Here is a 17902-nt window from a genome sequence, read left to right as displayed (position 1 = left end):
GACGGCGATCCGGCTATCCCTGCCCTGCTCCGCAGGAGTCCGATTCCTCCCCGGCCTGAAGGCCGGGGCATCCTCGGAGGAACCCGGTGAAGTCGGTGGACAACGGGGCGGTGCCGCTGCCGTTCAACAACGGCAACGCGAGCCTGCAGATCGAGGACTTCGACCAGCAGACCGCGCGCTACGTCCGGCTCATTTGCGGGCTGCGCAACACCAGTTGGGGGAACTCGCTGTGGTCGTTCGGCGTGATCGACGGCAGTGACCCGGGTACCGACCTCGCGCTGCGCCAGAAGGCCACCGCCTCCACCGAGGAGTCCGACCATCCGGCCGCGCACGCCACCGACGGCGACCCGAACACCCGCTGGTCCTCCGCCTACGAGGACCACCAGTGGATCCAGGTCGATCTCGGCTCCTCGCGGACGTTCGGCCGCGTGGCCGTGGTCTGGGAGACCGCGTACCCGAAGACGTACGTGATCCAGGTGTCCGACGACGGCGAGAAGTGGACCGACGTCAAGTCTGTCTCGAACACCCCGGACCCGCTGAAGATCAGCGTCAACGGGGTGCGTGTGCTCGCCCGCGGCGGCAACTGGGGCTGGGACGAACTGCTGCGCCGGATGCCCGCGGAACGCATGGACGCGGCGGTACGCATGCACCGCGACATGAACTTCACCATGATCCGCAACTGGGTCGGCTCCAGCGATCGCGAGGAGTTCTTCGCGGCCTGTGACCGGTACGGAATCCTGGTGTGGAACGACTTCCCGAACGCCTGGGGCATGGACCCGCCGGACCACGAGGCGTTCAACTCCCTCGCGCGCGACACCGTTCTGCGCTACCGCGTGCACCCTTGCGTGGTGGTGTGGTGCGGCGCGAACGAGGGCAATCCCCCGGCGGCCATCGACAAGGGGATGCGCGAGGCGGTGGAGCAGCAGGTGCCCGGCCTGCTCTACCAGAACAACTCGGCGGGCGGCATCATCACGGGCGGCGGCCCCTACGGCTGGGTGGAGCCGCAGAAGTACTTCGACCCCACGACCTACGGCAGCCGGGACTTCGGCTTCCACAGAGATCGGCATGCCCGTCGTCTCCACCGCGGCGAGCACCCGCGCCATGACGGGCGACGAGCCGGAGTGGCCCATCCGGGGCGCGTGGTACTACCACGACTGGAGCGAGCACGGGAACCAGGCGCCGCAGAACTACAAGGCGGCCATCGAGGCCCGGCTCGGCGAGTGCGGCGACCTGGACGACTTCACCCGCAAGGCGCAGTTCGTCAACTACGAGAACACCCGCGCCATGTTCGAGGCGTGGAACGCCAACCTGTGGGACAACGCCTCCGGCCTGATGCTGTGGATGTCCCACCCACCTGGCACAGCACGGTCTGGCAGACGTACGACTACGACTTCGACGTCAACGGTACCTACTACGGCGCCCGTTCGGCCTGCGAACCGCTGCACGTTCAGGCCGACCCGGTCGAATGGCAGGTCATCGCGGTGAACCACACCTCGGCAGACCTGCAGAATGCGACCGTCACCGCCCGGCTGTACGACCTCTCCGGCCGGCTGCTCGGCAGGAGCCGGTCGGCACGGGTGGACGTGCAGCGGGCGGACACCGCGAAGGCGTTCACCTCCGCCTGGACGGACGACCTGCCGGATCTGCACCTGCTGCGGCTGACCCTGGAGGACTCCCGGGGCAGGGAACTGGCGCGCAACACCTACTGGCGCTACCGCGACGCCTCCGACCTGCAAGCGTTGAACAAGGCCAAGCAGGTGCGGCTGACCGGCGCCGTCACACAGGTGTCGCGTTCCGGGGACCGCCAGGAGCTGACGGCGATCGTCCGCAACGCCGGCTCCGCGGTGGCCGCGATGGTCCGGCTGTCGCTGCTGGAGGACACGCGCGGCCGCCGGGTGCTGCCGACGCTGTACAGCGACAACTACCTGTGGCTGCTGCCCGGCGAGTCCCGCACGGTCCATGTGTCCTGGCCGGCGACGTCGTCCACGTCACGGCACCCGGTGCTGACGGCCGAGGCGTACAACAGCCCGGTCGCGACACTGCGCGGCTGAGCTGCCGCCCTGTCCGGTCGCGGCCGCGCACGCCGCTACCGGGCAGGGTGGCCGGCCGGGCGTGCAGGGCGGACGTCGTCCCGGCTCAGGCGTGACGCTGCATCCGGAGTGAACAAGCCGAGGACGGCAGTAGGTGGGCGGTGGTTCAGGCGGGGGCTACGGTGTTCCGGCGCCGTGCGGCGGAAAGCGGCAGGCAGGCGGTGGCGATCGCACACAGAATCAGGATCACGGACGGCAGCGCGGCCCAGGCACGCGCCTCCTTCAGCAGCGCGGCGGAGACGGCCGCACCCGCGATGAGGCCGACGAACCGCAGCGGCACCCACACGCCGGGGCGGCCGGTGCCGATTCCCTTGACGATGTAGGTGGCGAGCGTGCCGGTCAGGTAGGTGGTCGGCGCGGCGGCATGTCCTGCGGCGACCATGCACGCGGCCTGCACTCCCATGGCCAGCGCGGCCCCGAACTGCATGACGTCCCGGGCCGTCTCGCCCGGTGTGCCGCCGGTCAGGCCCCAGGCCAGCGCGCCCGCCGCCAGCAGGGCCGCCTCGACGCCGAGGAAGAACATGACGTGCCGGGACCAGTGGCTCGTCGGCACCGCGGAGCCGCGGGTGCACCAGGCGACGACCGCCGTGCCCACGCCGAACCCGGACAGCGCCAGCACCGCCGCGGTGACGCCGACGGCCTCGCCCCGGCCGACGGCCATGCCGAGCAGCGCGAGGTTGCTGGTCATGACTCCCGCGAAGACCCGGTCGAGCCCGAGGAAGGAGACGGATTCGACAGCGCCGGACGCCGCTACGAGGAGCACCACGGCGATACGCAGAGAGCGTCCCGCGCGGGCGTCCGACTGAACCTGCTGCTCCACGGCTTTCCCCCGGGGGCTCGTCACTCAGGGTGCGCCATCGTAACCTCCCACATACCCCTACGGGGTATACACTCAAGGCTGCGGGCGGCAGGCAACGGCGAAAGGTGTGCGGCATGGATGCGATCGGGCACGCGTTGTCCATTGCCGGGTCCATGACCTGGGAGATCACCTGGGCTCTGATCCTCGGCTTCACCTTGTCCGCCGTCGTCCAGGCAGTGGTCCGCCGAGAGACGGTCGTACGGCTGCTGGGGGACGACCGGCCCCGCACGCTCGCTCTGTCCGCGGGGCTCGGCGCGGCCTCGTCGTCCTGCTCGTACGCCGCCGTCGCCCTCGCCCGCTCGCTGTTCCGCAAAGGGGCGAACTTCACGGCGGCGATGGGCTTCGAGATCGCCTCGACCAATCTGGTGGTCGAACTCGGCGTGATCCTGGCCTTGTTGATGGGGTGGCAGTTCACCGCTGCGGAGTTCGTCGGCGGTCCGATCATGATCGTCGTACTCGCGGTGCTGTTCCGGCTCCTCCTGCGTGAGCGGTTGCTGAGGCAGGCGCGGGAGCAGGCCGAGCGCGGACTGGCCGGGTCGATGGAGGGGCATGCGGCGATGGACATGTCCGTGCGCGGCGAGGGCGGCTTCCTGCGCCGGCTCCTCTCCCGCGACGGCGTCACCTCCGTCTCGCACATCTTCGTCATGGAGTGGGCGGCGATCCTGCGCGACCTGGTGGCCGGCCTCCTGATCGCCGGGGCGATCGCCGCGTGGGTGCCGGACGACTTCTGGCGCACCTTCTTCCTGGCCGACCATCCGCTCGCGGCCAAGCTGATCGGGCCGCTGATCGGGCCGGTGGTGGCCATCGCCACGTTCGTCTGCTCCATCGGCAACGTGCCGCTCGCCGTGGTGCTGTGGAAGGGCGGCATCAGTTTCGGCGGTGTCATCGCCTTCATCTACGCCGACCTGCTGATCCTTCCGATCCTCAACATCTACCGGAAGTACTACGGCGCCCGGATGGCCGCCTTCCTGCTGGGCACGTTCTTCGCCGCGATGGCGGTGGCCGGCTACGTCGTGGAGTTCGCCTTCGGGGGTCTGGGCCTCATCCCCGACCAGGCCGACGCGAAGATCCCCGAGGAGGGCGTCAGCTGGAACTACACGACCTGGCTCAACATCGCCTTCCTGCTGCTGGCCGCCGCCCTCCTCGTCCGCTTCCTGCGCACCGGCGGCCCGGCGATGCTGCGCATGATGGGCGGCTCACCGAACCACGGCGAGCATGACCACGACAACGGTCATGGGCAGACAGCGGGACACGGGCATGGACAGGGCGAGCACCACCACCATCACTGAGCCGGCCGCCCGGCGGGGCCGGCACAGCAACCCTGGGTCACACCCCGACCGCGCCGTCGATCCGTTCGCGGATCAGGTCGGCGTGTCCGTTGTGACGGGCGTACTCCTCGATCATGTGGATGAGCACCCAGCGCAGGGAGACCGTGCCGCGCCAGGGGTCCTGGCCCTCGATGTCGAGATGCGGAGCCTCGGCGACGAACGCTTGCGCGAAGGCGACTTCGGCCCGCCAGGCCGCCCAGGATGCCGCCACGACCTCGGGATCGGGGCTGGCGCCGTCGAAGTCGCCCTCGGGGACGTCCGAGGAGGAGAAGCACAGCTCGACGTCGTGCCCGGCGAGCACGGCCCGGAACCAGCGGCGTTCCACGTCCGCGAGGTGCCGGACAAGGCCGAGCAGGGAGAGCGAGGACGGAGACACGGACCGCATGGCCAACTCCGGCCCCAGACCGGAGCACTTCAGCTCCAGGGTCGCCCGCTGGGCGTCCAGCATCGCCACAAGCATGGTCCGCTCGTCACCGGTCGTGGGGCCGCTGAACCGGTTCTCGCTGCCGGTGCCGGTGAACAGTTCGATCCGTCGGTCGGGAATCTTCATGCCCACATCATGACGACACGCCGTCTTCGAGGTCGATCCCGCCGAGCGCCGTCGGCGCAGACAGCGATCACGTCCCGGCGTCACCGGGCGCAGCCGACGTCCAGCACCTCGACCACGTCGCCGCGGATCGTATACACCAGCCAACACCATTCCCCGAACGCGGCCGCAAGGTCCGGCGCCCGTGTCTCGTTGTCGTCGGTGACCACGCTGATGAGCATGATGATCTCTTCGTGCATCTCGTCCGGCACGTCGAAGAGCACGTCGGCGGCCCTTTGGATCATTTCGACTTTCATGGCACCCCCCGGGCGAGCAGGAGCGGCAGGGTTCGGCGAAGCCGAGGACTCCGGGCTGCGCTCAACGTCCGAACAAAGCCCTCAGGAACACCGTAAACCCGGCGATGTCCATCGTCGCCGAGGGATGACAGGCGAGTTCGGCCCAGGCATCCGGGCACCGCGCCGACTGGTACGGCCTGGCGCAACAACACCCACACCAGCCACATGGCCCCCAACCGGCCGACCTCACGGAACCTCGACGGCGAGGTCGTCCACCACGGCCCGCAGGCCACCCTCGTGCCGTTCCGCCGCACGCCTCTGCCGCGCGGAGCCGGACCCGTGGAGCTGGACATCGCCCAGCCAGTCCCTGACCCGTCCGTCGTCGCCGTGCCGACTGAGGTGTGGCTCGACCCGTTTCCACAGCTCCTCGATCAGCCGGCCGACGTCCGTGGGAGCGCAGTCGCGGGTGTGCGTGCCGGGCAGGGCGCCGACGGATCCGTGCCGGGCGGCCTGCCAGCACGCCGCCCTCAACAGCAGGTCGGGGACGTCGGGCGCGGGTTCGCCGGAGCGCCCCACCTCCACGGCGTGCCCGACGAGGGCACGGACGAGCAGCGCGTACGCGGTGGTGGTCCTGGCGTCGGGCATCACGTCCGCGATGCGGACCTCGACGGTGGGAAGATGCGCCGAGGGCCGGACATGCCAGTAGACCATGGCCGGATCGAGCGCCGCTCCGGACGCCACGAGCTGGTCGACGACCCGTTGGTAGTGCGCCGCATCGCGCAGGTGGGGAGGAGGTCCCGCCGAGGGCCAACGGCTCCAGAGCACCGATCGCCAGCTCGCGTATCCGGTGTCCGCGCCATCGCTGTACGGGGAGTTGGCGGTCAGCGCCAGCAGCAACGGCATCCAGCCCCGCAGATGGTTGACCGCCCGAACGGCATCCTCCCGGTCGGCCACGCCGACGTGTATGTGGCAGGCGTTCACGCCCTGCCCGTGAATCACGGGTCCGAAGCGGCGTGCAAGGGCCTGGTACCGTGCCCGATCGAGGACGGGCGGCGGCCCGGAACGGCCCAGCACCGCAACGCCACTGGGCACCAGCAGGCAGTCGTGCTCGGCCGCTGCGGCAGCCGCACCGGCGCGTAATCGAAGGACTTCCGCCTCTACTTCAACTCCGGTACGGCACACCGCACTTACCGTCTCCACCTGGGATTGCGACAGCTCGGGGGTGACATGCGCCCCGCCGAGGCGAGCGCGCGCGGCACGCACCACGGAAAGAGACCTGCTGACGGTCGACCTGCTGCGCCGGTCAACCAGGACGAACTCCTCCTCCGCACCGACCGTCGGCGGTGCGGCCGCCTCCGGCGCGTATCCCGCCCCGCCGACGGCAGCGGGGGTCACGGCATCAAACGGCTCTGGCACATCCAGCCCTTTCCGAAAGACACGGGTCACCGGAAACCAGCCGTCGCCGGCTCCGCACAGGTCACGTTCATTCCTCACGCACCCGCGCGCACAAGCCCTCTTACCGCCGGAACAACGAGTGGGAACCGTCATGCTGAGCCTTCGAGCGAAGCCCTGCAAGCGGTTGCCAAGCCACGATCACAGCGAGCGGACAGCCCATGACCGCTTCCGCCGCCGGGCACCGTAGCGCGCAGCCCCGCGGCTCAGCGGCAGGCCCGGACCCGGCTACCACCAGGGCAGTCGCCGACGGATCATGCACAAGACGCGGCGGACCGACGACACGTCCAGCCGGCGCCGGCCGTTTCCGTACGAGCAGCAGGGGGAGGGAGGGGCACCTGCAGCCGCGAGACGCTCGGCACGACGTGTCCGACACTGAACGCTCCCGCTTGGTGTCCGACGGACGGCCTCTCGGCGGACGAGCCGGCTTGCGCGGGCGAAGGGTGTCCGCAGCAGTTCGGTGTCCGGCGTCATGGGCACCCTCCGGTGGGCCTCGCCCATAGCGGCGCGCCGGCGGAGTCGGACTCCAGCATGCGGATCAGTTCCTCGGCAAGGGGCCATTCGCCGTATCCCGAGGCCGGGTTGAGGTGACCGACCGCGCCCAGCTCCACGAGGCGGCTGCCCCAGCTGCGGGCCAGCCCGGCGACGCGCTCCGGTGCGCCGAGGGGGTCGTCGGCGCTGGCGGCGACGAGGCTGGGGAAGGGCAGCGGCGCGCGGGGCACGGGGGTCCATCCATGGTCCGCCAGTTCGACAGGGGTGGGGTAGCCGTCCGGCAGCGGTGTCTCGAAATCCGTTGGCGTGGCGAGCAGCGCTCCGCGGACGTCGGCGCGGTGACGCCCGGCCCAGTGCACCGTGGTGATGGCTCCGGCGCTGTGGGCGACGAGCAGGACCGGTCCGTCCAGGGGCGCCAGCGTGGCGGCCAGGTTGCCGACCTGGACGTCCCGACCGAGTCGGTTCCCCTCCACCGGGGGAACGGTGCGGACGGCGCGGCCGGCCTGGGCCAGCCGTTCGGCCAGCAGGGTCTGCCAGTGGTTCGCGACGTGGTCGCGCAGACCGGAGACGATGACCACGGTGGGTTCCGCGGTGGGGCTCATGAGGGGACCTCCGACGGGTACTTCGGCTTGGCCTTGCTTGGGAGGTCGTCGAGGCGACGGAGGTCGCGCTCGTACCAGTGCCGGCCGACCAGGAAGGCCACCGTGGCCGCGACCGCGACGAGGGGCACGATGCGCAGGGCGCCCAGCAGGCCGAAGCGGTCCGCGAGAGCACCCGTGACCGCGGGGCCCGGGGCCAGCCCGAGCAGGCTGTTGGCCAGGGTGAGGGTGGCGAACGCGGTCGCCGCGATGGAGGCGGGGGTCAGGTTGGCCACCATGGCCGCCGCCGGGCCGGCGGAACCGGCCGACACCAGGGCGCCAGCCGCCAGAGTCAGCAACTGAACCGGCCCCGCGGGTAGTTGGAAGGCAAGGGTCAGCAGGAGGAGCGAGCCGACGCTGCACCCTACGGCGACGGCCCACTTGCGGATCGGGGTGGTGGAGCTGATGCGGTCGGAAGCGATGCCGCCGAAGATCATCCCGAAGCCGATGATCACCGCATAGCCGCCGGCGACCGCGCCCGCTCTGGCCGTTGCCATGTGGTAGTAGCGGTTGAAGAAGCTGGGCAGCCAGGACAGCAGCGCGCCTGCGACGAACAGTTGCAGTCCGCTGCCGGCATAGGCGCTGACGACGGAGACGGAGGAGAACAGACGCGGCAGGTGGGCGCGCAGCCGCCGACGCTCCCGCACGCCGTCCTCACCGCCCGTGGACCGTCCGCGCGGCGCCAGTCTGCTCTCCTTGACCACGACGCCGTACACCACGGCGAGGACCAGGCCGAAGATCCCCATCGCGGCGAACGCCCAGCGCCAGCCCGCCGCCTGGGCCACCGCGCCGCCGACGGCGACTCCGAGCACCGAGCCGAAGGCGCCGCCCGCGATGAAGGCACCGGAGAGGGTGGCCCTCAGGGCGACCGGGAAGACGCTGAGGACCACGGCGATTCCCACACTGCCGTACGCCGCCTCGCCGATGCCGACGAAGAGCCGGCCGACGAACATCTCGCCGTAGCCGGCCGACACCGCGCACCCGAGGGTGGCCAGACTCCACATCGTGGCGGCGAGCAGCAGGCTGCGTACCCTCCCCCACCGGTCGGCCATGAGGGACATGGGGAAGGTGAGCACGCCGACCGCCAGGGCCACGATGCCGCTGAGCGACCCCAGGGCGGCGTCGGACAGCAGCCATTGGGCCTTCAGCATCGGGAAGACAGCGTTCAGGACCTGGCGGGACATGTAGTCCGACAGCAGCAGGCCGAAGCCGAGTGCGAAAACCGTCCAGGCATAACCTTTGGACACGGGCCAGCCGGACGCGGCCCCGGACGTGGACTGCGCAGTGGTGTGAAACTCCATTGTCATCACCTCGACTGCTCGGGAAGTGGCAGGTCAGAACGGTCTGTCGCCCACGATTCCGGCACGCTCCATCTTGCGGACGGCGGGCCAGTAGTCCTGGACGGCGTAGTGCTGGGTGGAGCGGTTGTCCCAGATGGCCACGCTGTTGGGACTCCAGCGCCAGCGCACCTGGTACTCCGGGATGGCGGCCTGGCTGATCAGATAGCTGAGCAAGTGGCTCGCGCCCGGCGCGTAGTCCTGGCCGAAACGCACGTTCTCGGGCGTGTGGTAGTTCACGAAGTGCGTCGCGAACGCGTTGACGAAGAGGATCTTCTCGCCCGTCTCGGGGTGAGTGCGCACGACCGGGTGCTCGGCGTCCGGGAACCGCTCCTTCAGCGTGTGGCGCTGTTCCTCGGGCAGGACGGCTCCGAAGGTCGCCTCGATGCTGTGCCGGGCGCGCAGCCCCTCGATCCGGGTCTTGATGTGGTCGGGGAGCCGGCGGTACGCCTCGGCCATGTCGACCCAGATCGTGTCGCCGCCGACCGGGGGCGATTCGATGCAGCGCAGCACGGCGCCCATCGAGGGGTTCACCCGCCACGTGCCGTCCGTGTGCAGGGCGTTCTCGTAGTGCTCGGGGGGACTGTCCAGGTCCTTGTAGATCCGGACGAGTCCGGGGTGGTCGGGGTCGCTGCCGGCGACGGGGTGGTCCTCCAGCGGGCCGAAGCGCGAGGCGAACGCGACGTGGTCGGCGCGCGAGATGTCCTGGTCCCGCAGGAAGAGGACCTTGTACCGCAGCAGCAGGCTCTTGATCTCGGCGAACAGCTCGTCGTCACGGGCCGCGTCGGCGAGGTTCACGCCGGTGATCTCCGCTCCGATGGTGCAGGTCAGCGGCTCGGCTTCGATCGCGGTACGGAACGCGCCGGGGCGCACCGGCGCCGGGGCGTGCCGCGGCGAGGACGAGAGGATGTCTGGCATGGGTGCTCACTCCCTGGATGGAACGGGGTTGCGCCCTGTCACAGGACGAAGACCGAGGACCCGGTGGTCCGGCCGGCTTCCAGGTCGCGGTGGGCCTGCACGGCGTCCTGGAGGGCGTAGCGCTGATTGATTTCGATCTTGATGCGCCCCGAGGCGACGTGCTCGAACAGCTCGTCGGCCAGCGCGGTGCGCTCGGCGGGGTCGGCGATGTAGTCGGCCAGGGCGGGCCGGGTGACGAACAGCGAACCCTGGACGGCGAGTTGCATCGCGTCGATCGGCGGGACGGGGCCGGAGGCGGTGCCGAAGCAGACCAGCAGGCCGCGGCGGGACAGCGAGGCCAGCGAGCCGGCGAAGGTGTCCTTGCCGACGCTGTCGAGCACCAGCGGTACTCCGGCGCCGTCGGTCAGTTCCCGCACCCTTTCGGCGACGTTCTCCTGCCGGTAGCGGATGACGTGCCGGCATCCGTGTGCGCGGGCGATCTCCGCCTTCTCCTCGCTGGAGACCGTGCCGATGACACGGATGCCGAGCAGTGCGGCCCACTGGGAGACGATCAGGCCCACGCCGCCGGCCGCCGCGTGCAGCAGTATCGTGTCCCCCTCCCGCAGCGGGTGGATCCTGCGCAGCAGGTAGGCCGCCGTCAGGCCGCGCATGGTCATCGCGGCCGCCGTCTCGCAGCTGATTTCGGCGGGCAGCCTGATCAGGTGCGAGGCGCCCATGACCCGTTCGGTGCTGTAGGCCCCGAGGGGGCTTCCGGTGTACGTCACCCGGTCCCCCGGGGCGACATGGGTGACGCCCTCGCCGACGGCTTCCACCACTCCGGCGGCCTCGACGCCGATGCCGTCGGGCAGCCGCACCGGGTAGAGCCCGGTACGGAAGTAGGTGTCGGCGAAGTTGAGGCCGACGGCCTCGTGCCGGATGCGCACCTGGCCCGGTCCAGGGTCGCCGACGGACACCTCCTGCCAGGTGAGGACGTCAGGGCCACCGGTTTCGTAGAAGCGGACGGCGTGTGCCACGGAAAGCTCCCGGAGAGGGTCGCAGGGGTGGGGAAGGGGGCCGGGGATCAGCCCTGGACGTCGCGCAGCATGAAGCCGCGCTGTCCCGGGCGGCGGTTGGGCACCATGCCGAGCCGGGCGAGGGTGTCGTCGGCATCCGCGTAGTACTCGCCGAGCCGGTAGATCCGCTTGGCGTCCGCTCCCGTGGCGATCTCACGGCCGAGCGCCTCGGAGATCCTCACCATCTGTTCGACCTGGGCCACGGAGGACATCCGCTCGCCCTTGGCGCGCCAGAGGTTGTCCTCGTTGCCGACGCGCACGTGCTGGCCGAGGGCGATGGCGACAGCGTTCATCGGGGCCACGGCGCGCATGGAGCTCTCGATCGTCAGGACGGCGCCGTCCGGCACGCGGCGGATGAACTCGACCAGGTCGGCGGGGTGTCGGCCGGCGAAACCGCCACCGATGGCCACGTAGTTGAGGATCAGCGGCCCGGTGTAGATGCCCGCGCGGATCAGCCGCTCCACGGTCTCCAGCTGGGCCAGGTGCGCGAGCTGGAAGTGGGGCTGGATGCCGTTCGCGTGCAGGCGCTTGAGGTGCTCCAGGTAGAACTCCGGACCGGCCTCGACGACCATGTCGCGGTAGGCGCGGTAGTAGTCCGGCTTCGCGATCGACGTGCCCTCCAGGTCGTCGTCGTTCATGATCTCGACGATGTTCATCTGGCTGGTGTTGATCGCGATCGTCACCTGGTCCGGCGCCGGGGTGAGGTCGGCCAGCAGGTGGCGGGTGTCGTAGGCGAGCCACTTGGCGTCCTCGCCCTCGCCCTCGGGCGCGAAGGAGATCGAACCGCCGATCTGGAGCACCATGTCCGGCACTGCCTCGCGCAGCCGCCCGAGCAGCTCGTTGAACATGGACATCCGCTTGGAGCCCTTTCCGTCGAGCTCCCGCACGTGGATGTGCAGCACCGTCGCACCGGCGTTGTAGCAGTCGACGGCCGCCTGTACGTGCTCGTCCATGGTCAGTGGCAGGTCGTCCGCGTCTCCGGGAAGCCACTCGGGGCCGTACGGCGCGGCCTGGATCACCAGCTTCTCCTGGTTCTCGGGAAACAGGGAGTCGTCGTGGAAGTGCACGGTGCTTCTCCTTTGTCGCAGGGGTGATCGCGTCACGGAGCAGGCGGCGGACGCGGCAACAGGGCATGCCGCAGCGGACGTACGGGCTGGTGCCGACACCCGGCCCAGACCGCATTGGACCGAAACGATCCGGAGGGAGTGCCCTCAGGGGAGCGGGAAAGCACTCCCTCCGGAGGCCGGCCGCCTGCGCGGTGGTGCCACCGTAGGGCGGGCAGTACGCGCCTGCTTTGCCTGTGGTGACAGGTGACTTGCCAATCGGGGACACACCTGCGAGTCCATGGGTCCCAGCGGCCCCGCGCGTCCCGCAGGCTCAGCTCCCGCCGCGCCCTGCCGAGCCGCTCCGGCTCTTGCGCCACTCCCGCGGACCGGTGCCGAAGTGCTCGTGGAACCAGCGGGAGAACGCACTCAGCGAGGAAAACCCCAGCAGCGTCGAGACCTCGGTCAGGGAGCGGCTGGGATTGGCGACGAACTGCTCCGCGAGCCCCATGCGGGTCGCATTGAGCAGGGAGGAAAATGTCTCGCCGGAACGCGCCAGATGACGGTGCACGGTGCGCCGGTCGACGCCGAGGCTGCGTGCGATCTGCTCGATGGAGCAGCGCCCGGTCGGCAGCAGCGCCTCGATGAGGTCACGCACCCGGTCGGCCTCGGACGCCTCCCTGGGAGACGCGACGGACTCGAAGTACTGGCGGGTGTAGCTGCGCAACTGGGCGTCGGCCATGGCGTTGGGGGCGTCGAGGTCCTCGGCGTAGCAGACGATGCCGTTGAAGTCGCGGTCGAACTCCACCAAGGGCCCGAACAGCCGGCGGTGACCGGCGGTGTCCCGCGGCGCCCGGTGGGCGAAGCACACCGACGACGGCCGCCAGTGCGGGCCGAGGAAGCCGCACAGCACGCGGTGGAACGCGCCCACGGCGAGCTCCGTGCTCTGCCGGGCCGGCTGCGGTTCCCCGAGCCGGAGGTCCACCTTGAGCGTGGCCACCCCGTTGCCCTCCGAGAGCCGGGCGTGCAGGACCTCGTTGTACGTGTGCTGATGACGGATCAGCAGTGCCAGCGCGCTGCGCACATCAGGCTCTTCACGGACGAGCAGGCTGATGGGACCGAGGTTGGAGAAACGCCGCAGCTCCGCCAGGAGCAGACCGAAGTCCTCACGCCCGGAGGCAGTGGCCGACAGCTCCAGCAGTCTGACGACCGCTGTGCCGGAGATCCACCGGTCCTGCACGGCCAGGTCCGCGGTGTCCAGGCCGACGCTCTTCATCAGCGCACGGGGATCGAGACCGAGGGAACGGCTCAGCTCGACGTAGCCGTTCAGCGCGGCGGTGCGGACAAGAGGCCTCATGAGGCACGCTCCAGGGGCGGCGGCAGTCCCCAGAAGTTAAGTTTCCCGTCTCCATACATCAAGCATGAGGCGCGGGAGATTCATAGCATCCCCGTCGACGCGGTCGTGGGGCGTCCGGCAGCCGCACCCCCTCGCCCGCGCCACCGAACGAAGCCGTTCGGCTCACCCGACCTCGCGGAGGCGACCATGGCCGAAACCCCGGAGACGACGGGTGCTGCACGCCCGCTCGGCGTACGAGGACTTCGACGCCGCGGAACACAAACGTCACTTGCTGCGCCTGTGGCTGGCCCGCCACAAGGACGCCGGCCAGGCCGATCGGTCGGCCGGACCGCACTCCCGTCCCGTGACACGCGCCTGGGTCACCCCACGTGACGTCATCCTCCCCCGGAGCCTGCACACGACGCGCCCGGGCTGCGGCTGTCCGCCGCCCCGCACCGGCTTGTAGTCACCTGGTCATCGCGTTGCTGCGGCCTCTGGCACACCCCGGCGTCTGCTGAGAAACGTGGCGATCGGGAGGGCTGCCGCCATGCCGCTCAGAAGGATCGCGGCGAGTGCGCCCAGGACGGCGGGCTGGTCGGCGAAGGCGAGGCCGATGGCGGCCAGCGCGGGGCCGGCGTTGCGCACCGAGGCGACGCCTCCCATGGTGGTGCGGCGCATCGTCGGGCCGGTGGCCAGCAGCGTTCCCAGGGCGAAGGCGAATCCCGCGAGCAGGAACCCCGCGAGCAGGGCCAGTGAACCGAAGAGTTCGACGACGTCCCGCCAGTTGCCCAGCAGCATGCCGGCCAGCACGACCAGGAACGTGACGTTGGAGACCGCGGCCGCCGTGGGGTGCCACGACTGTGCGGTGGGCTCGGCGTAGCGCCGCACGAACAGGCCGATGGCGAAGGGGACGAGTTGCAGCAGCGCCACCGTCCGTACGAGCGCGCCGACGTCGAGGGAGACCTTGGTGCCGAGGTCGGCGGCGTTGAGGATGGCGTTGACGGTGGGCGCGAAGGTGAGGCTGCCGAGGGAGGCGAGCAGCACCTGCATCGCCGCGCCCGCGACGACGTCCCCCTGCTGGACCGCCGCCAGCTTCGCCCCGAACGGACCGCCTGGGGACGAGGCGATCAGGACGAGGGCGATGAAGGACGTCGAAGGAAGACCGAACAGCTCACCGATGCCCCAGCCGAGCAGCGGAATGACCACCATGTTGGCGATCAGGGCCAGCAAGAGCAGCGGAATGTCGGCGAAGACCCCGCGCAGTGCCGGGACGGTGGCTCTCAGGCCGGCGGCGAACATGGTGGCCGCGATGAAGATGACGGTGACCGCGTTGAGGACGAGATGCAGGGCGTCCATTGGTGCCTGCCCGCCCTGTCAGTCGCGAAGGTCCCCGAGCCAGCGCAGGGCGCTCAGGCTCGGCAGGAAGCAGTACTCGCCTCCTCGGGTGACGACGAACCGGGGCAGCGGGGCGAGGCGGCGCCGCACAGGCCGCCGGGGAATGGTGTAGCCCGTCTCCCCGTCCGCGGATCCGACGACGGGGTCCCTGGTGTTGCCCGCCCCGAAGAAGACGCCGTCGTTCATCCACTGCGACTGGACGAACTCGAACTGCCGGCCCAGGTGGGCGCCGATGAACGCGAACATCAGACCGCGGTCCGCCCCGTCGTCCTCCAGCACTCCCTCGGGCAGCGGCGGGCCGTAAACGGCGCCGCGCCGGATCATGCGATGCAACCGCACCTCCCCGGCGACCGAGGCGTCGCGCGGGTTGGCCCGGCGGATGTGGCAGCCGCCGGGTGTGATGAACCCCGTCGGATCGTCCTGCTCGTACAGGAAGGTGTTACGGCGGTGCGGGTCGGAGCCGAGGGCCGGGTCGTCGTGCTCCGGGGCGAGGGCCAGCGGGGCACCGCTGCGCCAGCGGCCCATGATCTTCGCGGCGATCAGCTCCTCGTCCTCGGCCCCGGTGGAGTTGTCCCCCAGGTACCGCCTGAACTGGGCAACCCTCTGATGGAGTTTGCGGAAGACCGCGTAGCTGCCGTTGCGCCCCAGCACGGCCGGCCGTGGCGCCTGGACACCGCCGATCTCGTCGGGGTGGCCGAGGACGAACTCCCCTGCCTTCAAGGGCGCTTCCAACTCATTGGATCCTGGAATGCCGCTGCCTTCGACGGCCGGATGGCTGACGCCGTCGAGGTAACCGAAGTGTTCCTTCTCGGTGGGCAGTGCGTAGCAGTCCTGCCGCCAGATCGCCGTCACGCCGGAGAGGCGGTCGTAGGCGGGCCGTGCGCGGTCAATGGCCGCCTCCAGACGTGGAGGGTCGGGTGCGACCGCTGTGATCACGACATGGACGTCGGGCGTGCCGAGCGGTGTCTCCCAGTGCTCCGGGCTGCTGTCCCCCACATCGCCCAGCGCTCTGGCCCGGGCGGCCATTCCCTGCCGGAACTCCCACGCGAACGTCTCCAGCGATGAGCGCGGCACCCCCAGCGCCTCCAGGCCCCCGTACGTGAGGGCGACACTGACCCAGGTGTCCCCGAGGGGGCTGGAGGAGTCGGCGGCCGAGGTCGCCGCCGCGCTCGCCCGCCGCATCAGCTCCCGGCCCTGGGAGCGGTCGTCGACGCGGAAGGCCAGGTACGTCGCCGCGTAGGGCGTCGGCCGCGGGCTGAGTACCCCGCGCTGGATGTCGTCGAGTTCCAGCGTGACCTCCGTGGGTGCGCTCACGTCAGCCTCCCTGCGGCATCGCTACGAGACGAGGTTGCGCCAGAAATTCCGCAGGCTGTCGTCGGCGCCGAAGAGCGTGCTGAAGATCGTCGAATCGGCCAGCAGCACGTCGGCCGCGTGGTCACCGCTCGGTGGCATCCACAGGAACATGTTGAACTCGGTGTTCCCGTCCTCGGTGAACGGATGGGGCCGGGACGTGTCGATCGGCTGCCGGGCCAGCACGTGGATGGCCTTCGGCTCATCGGTCGTCACCGCGTAGTGCGGCAGGTGCATGTGGAAGTTGAAGTTCGTGACGCCTCGCAGCCAGCCCCTCTCGTCCAGGTCCTTGACGGTCGACAGGGGAGCGATCCGGTTGTCCTCACCGGTGGCTGGGCGCAGCCCGTACCGGTTGATGACCGGCACGCCCAGGCCCTTCATCAAGTCCCTGACGTAGGTGGCGAAGCGCTGCTGGCGAGGCACCAGGGGATCGCCGTGGTGACGGTACTCCACCTCGCGCACGGACAGGTCGTCCGAGGCACCGACGTCGTGATGGGGCCCCAGGACGAGGCGGGCGTCCTCCCGCGAGAGGAAGGCCCGCAGCGCCTCGATCTCTCCGGGCTGTGCCTCCTGCCCGGTGATCATGTGGTCCAGTCCGAACACGAACAGCACGTCCGTGTCGTCGAGCACCCGCTCGTCGAGCGGGGTGTGGAAGCCGGCCTGGTCGATGCGCTGGTAAACCGGTACGCAATGGCCGGTGACCTCCTCGACGAAGTCCTGGAACGGCACCCAGGCCCAGAAGAACAGCTCCAGCGATCCCGCGATGCCCTGCTGGAACCGATAGGGGTCCGACCACTTCGGGTCCTCGTAGGCCGGCCACGCCACCCGCCGGACCTCGGTCATGGTGGAGAACCGGTTATCCAGTTCGGCCGCGTTCCGGCCCGCCTCGGCGGGGTAACTCCACGACACGTAGACGCTCACGCGCCGCCCGGCTGGGGTGTACTTCCGGGGAACGTGCCGCTGGTTGTAGGTCCGCGCAGTCGCAACCTCGCTCATCGCCCATCCCTCACTGCATCTGGTCCAGCATGTCCGACAGAGCGCTCTTGATCCGCAAGGCCTTCTTGATCTCGTCCGCCGTTACATACGGATACTCTCCGTACTCGATGAAGCTCGGACAGTGGTGTTCACGGACGAATCTGACGAACGCCTCCGGATTGGTCCGCCAGTCCTCGGGGAATCCCTCCAGATGCTCGAACGCCGTGCTCACGCCCGCCTTCGAGAAGAGCGCGATGGCGTCCTCGGTGTACTTGTCGAAGTCGGTGTCGAAGATCCCCTGGTACATGAAACGCGTGTCGTCGTCGAAGAGAATCCAGCGCAAGTAGTGCAGCTTCAACGGTGCGAGAAGGTACGGATCCTGTTCCAGAGCCTTGGCCAGCGAGTAGCCGTACTCGCGCATCGCATCGGCGTGGCCGGGCTTGACGGGCGCGACGATGGTGAACCCGTAACACGCCGGCGTCCTGGGGAAAACGGGCCCGTACTTCCCCTGTTCGAGTTGATCCGTGTCCTTGGGGAGGACAACCGCCTGCGGCCTGATTTCCATCTCCGCTCCTCCCACCGACAGTGACCGGTACGCACCCATCTTCTCGCCCGCCTACGGGGCGCGCTCGCCGGCAGGAGGAGACCGACTGCACCGCATTCTGCCGCCAGCGACGAGTTCGCCCAGCTCGGTGGGCACTTGGTCGCCGCACACAGAGCCTCGGCGACCGTGGCGTCGTCGATCGCGTGGCCGGCCCGGTCGAACCCGCACCGACGTGATGAGCACTCCGGGTGTGGTGTCGGGACACAGCTCA

General features: G+C 69.9%; 15 protein-coding genes and 1 pseudogene. 2 read left to right on the top strand and 14 right to left on the bottom strand.

Going from position 1 to position 17902, the window contains the following annotated elements; translation table 11 throughout:
• Positions 1-89 precede the first annotated feature (89 nt).
• Positions 90-2051 (top strand): annotated as a pseudogene (locus ACIBJF_RS27630) (discoidin domain-containing protein); the annotation flags it as partial.
• Between the two features lie 145 nt (positions 2052-2196).
• On the opposite strand, the gene ACIBJF_RS27625 reads toward ACIBJF_RS27630, so the two are convergent.
• Positions 2197-2910 (bottom strand): DUF1275 family protein, encoded by a 714-nt coding sequence (locus ACIBJF_RS27625; RefSeq protein ID WP_399177667.1) that lies wholly within the window; start codon positions 2908-2910, stop codon positions 2197-2199.
• A 113-nt stretch (positions 2911-3023) separates the two neighbouring features.
• Here ACIBJF_RS27625 and ACIBJF_RS27620 point away from each other — a divergent pair, with 113 nt between their 5' ends.
• Positions 3024-4238, top strand: coding sequence for a permease (locus ACIBJF_RS27620; protein WP_399177665.1), 1215 nt, complete (start codon positions 3024-3026; stop codon positions 4236-4238).
• 37 nt (positions 4239-4275) lie between these two features.
• On the opposite strand, the gene ACIBJF_RS27615 is transcribed toward ACIBJF_RS27620, so the two are convergent.
• The 13 genes from ACIBJF_RS27615 to ACIBJF_RS27555 form a co-directional block, all read right to left on the bottom strand.
• Positions 4276-4827 (bottom strand): DinB family protein, encoded by a 552-nt coding sequence (locus ACIBJF_RS27615; protein ID WP_399177663.1) that lies wholly within the window; start codon positions 4825-4827, stop codon positions 4276-4278.
• Positions 4828-4907: 80 nt separating this feature from the next.
• Positions 4908-5087 (bottom strand): hypothetical protein, encoded by a 180-nt coding sequence (locus tag ACIBJF_RS27610; protein ID WP_365331574.1) that lies wholly within the window; start codon positions 5085-5087, stop codon positions 4908-4910.
• A gap of 258 nt (positions 5088-5345) precedes the next feature.
• Complete coding sequence (locus tag ACIBJF_RS27605) at positions 5346-6494, bottom strand: glutamate--cysteine ligase (RefSeq protein ID WP_399177660.1); 1149 nt, start codon at positions 6492-6494, stop codon at positions 5346-5348.
• A 527-nt stretch (positions 6495-7021) separates the two neighbouring features.
• A complete protein-coding gene (locus ACIBJF_RS27600) occupies positions 7022-7645 on the bottom strand; it encodes an RBBP9/YdeN family alpha/beta hydrolase (protein WP_399177659.1) in 624 nt (207 codons plus the stop codon).
• Entirely contained in the window at positions 7642-8982 is a 1341-nt protein-coding gene (locus tag ACIBJF_RS27595) for an MFS transporter (protein WP_399177657.1), read from the bottom strand. The genes ACIBJF_RS27600 and ACIBJF_RS27595 overlap by 4 nt, the downstream gene beginning before the upstream one ends.
• A gap of 33 nt (positions 8983-9015) precedes the next feature.
• Positions 9016-9936: a TauD/TfdA dioxygenase family protein gene (locus tag ACIBJF_RS27590; protein WP_399177655.1), complete on the bottom strand. Its 921-nt coding sequence runs from the start codon at positions 9934-9936 to the stop codon at positions 9016-9018.
• Between the two features lie 38 nt (positions 9937-9974).
• Positions 9975-10949, bottom strand: a complete 975-nt coding sequence (locus ACIBJF_RS27585) for a quinone oxidoreductase family protein (protein ID WP_399177653.1) — start codon at positions 10947-10949, stop codon at positions 9975-9977.
• 47 nt (positions 10950-10996) lie between these two features.
• The gene (locus tag ACIBJF_RS27580; RefSeq protein WP_399177651.1) at positions 10997-12055 is read right to left on the bottom strand and encodes a 3-keto-5-aminohexanoate cleavage protein; all 1059 of its coding nucleotides are present in this window, start codon (positions 12053-12055) and stop codon (positions 10997-10999) included.
• Between the two features lie 310 nt (positions 12056-12365).
• Positions 12366-13388 (bottom strand): AraC family transcriptional regulator, encoded by a 1023-nt coding sequence (locus ACIBJF_RS27575; RefSeq protein ID WP_399177649.1) that lies wholly within the window; start codon positions 13386-13388, stop codon positions 12366-12368.
• A gap of 453 nt (positions 13389-13841) precedes the next feature.
• A complete protein-coding gene (locus ACIBJF_RS27570; RefSeq protein ID WP_399177647.1) occupies positions 13842-14723 on the bottom strand; it encodes a bile acid:sodium symporter family protein in 882 nt (293 codons plus the stop codon).
• A gap of 18 nt (positions 14724-14741) precedes the next feature.
• On the bottom strand, positions 14742-16076 hold the full coding sequence (locus tag ACIBJF_RS27565; RefSeq protein WP_399177645.1) for a Dyp-type peroxidase: 1335 nt from the start codon (positions 16074-16076) through the stop codon (positions 14742-14744).
• 21 nt (positions 16077-16097) lie between these two features.
• Positions 16098-17108, bottom strand: a complete 1011-nt coding sequence (locus ACIBJF_RS27560) for a hypothetical protein (protein ID WP_399177643.1) — start codon at positions 17106-17108, stop codon at positions 16098-16100.
• A 10-nt stretch (positions 17109-17118) separates the two neighbouring features.
• Complete coding sequence (locus ACIBJF_RS27555) at positions 17119-17652, bottom strand: hypothetical protein (protein ID WP_399177641.1); 534 nt, start codon at positions 17650-17652, stop codon at positions 17119-17121.
• Positions 17653-17902 lie beyond the last annotated feature (250 nt).

The sequence above is a fragment of the Streptomyces sp. NPDC050743 genome (assembly GCF_044456925.1).
Lineage (GTDB): Bacteria > Actinomycetota > Actinomycetes > Streptomycetales > Streptomycetaceae > Streptomyces.
The sequence above is the reverse complement of the archived record's forward strand: the minus strand, read 5'-3'. Positions and strand labels throughout refer to the sequence as shown.